Origin of the sequence: Erythrobacter donghaensis (genome assembly GCF_001557325.1) — a bacterium.
In the GTDB taxonomy this organism is placed as follows: Bacteria; Pseudomonadota; Alphaproteobacteria; order Sphingomonadales; family Sphingomonadaceae; genus Erythrobacter; species Erythrobacter donghaensis_B.
The window spans coordinates 1-1,154 of sequence record NZ_LSJS01000063.1; the positions used below are offsets into that span (position 1 = coordinate 1).

1 protein-coding gene is annotated in these 1,154 nt (G+C 64.2%); it reads right to left on the reverse strand.

Annotated features, from left to right (window positions below; all coding sequences use genetic code 11):
- The coding region (locus AX692_RS02900; protein ID WP_073977556.1) for an IS256 family transposase at positions 1 to 1,048 on the reverse strand (1,048 nt) is incomplete at its 3' end.
- Between the last annotated feature and the right edge of the window lie 106 nt (positions 1,049 to 1,154).

The following is a 1,154-nucleotide window of genomic DNA, read 5'->3' on the forward strand; positions in this document are numbered from 1 at the left end:
GGAAGATGCCGACGACATCGGCGCGGCGCTTCACTTCCTTGTTCAGGCGTTCCAGTGGATTGGTGGAATGTAATTTGACGCGGTGCTGCTCGGGGAAGGTCATGTAGGCCAGCACGTCGTGCTCGGCATCGTCCATGCAGGCGCCGAGCTTTGGCCAGCGGGTACGCAACTGGTCGGCGACCTGGCGCCAGACCTGTGTCGCGGCGGCATGGTCGGGCTGGAGGAAGACCTGGCGGATGGCAGCGGCGACGACGGTGTTCTGGCCCTTGGGCACGTAGGCCAGGGCATTGCGCATGAAGTGGACGCGGCACCGCTGCCAGGTGGCGCTGAGCACGCGAGTGATCGCTGCCTTGAGGCCCTCGTGGGCATCGGAGATGACCAGCTTCACGCCGGTCAGTCCGCGGCGTGCGAGGTCCTTGAGGAAGCTCGACCAGAATGGCTCGGCTTCGGAGGGTCCAATGTGAAGGCCAACGATTTCGCGCTTGCCCTCGGTGTTGACGGCAACGGCTATTATCGCGGCGACACTGACGATCCGCCCGCCCTCGCGCACCTTGAGGTAGGTAGCATCGAGCCAGAGGTAGGGCCAGTCGCCGGTGAGCGGCCGCTTAAGGAAGGCATGGACACGTTCGTCGATATCCTTGCACAGCTTGGACACCGAGGATTTGGAGATGCCGGTCATGCCCATGGCCTGCACCAGCTCGTCGACACGCCGGGTGCTGACGCCGGCGATCCACGCCTCCTGGATCACCGCGACCAGCGCCTTCTCGACGGTCTTCCTGGGTTCCAGGAAGCCAGGGAAGTAGGCGCCGGTCCGTAGCTTGGGAATCCTCAAGTTGAGCGTGCCGAGCCGGGTATCGAGGCTGCGGTCGCGGTAGCCGTTCCGCCAGGTCGTCCGGTCGCCGGAGCGCTCGTGTCGGCTAGCGCCGACCAGGCCATCGACGTCGGCCTCCATGATGATCTGTAATACGCTCTCGGCGATCGTGCGCAGGAAATCTCCATCTCCAGTCTTCGCCATCAGCTCGGCAAGCGGTAGTCTGTCGTCGGTCATCGGGATCAACTCCTCGGTGGGCGTGTGAAGTGTGGTAACTCCACCTTACCGATGAGCCCGGTGGCCACCGAGATCGAAATCGCATGGGGTGGGGCATGCCCCACCC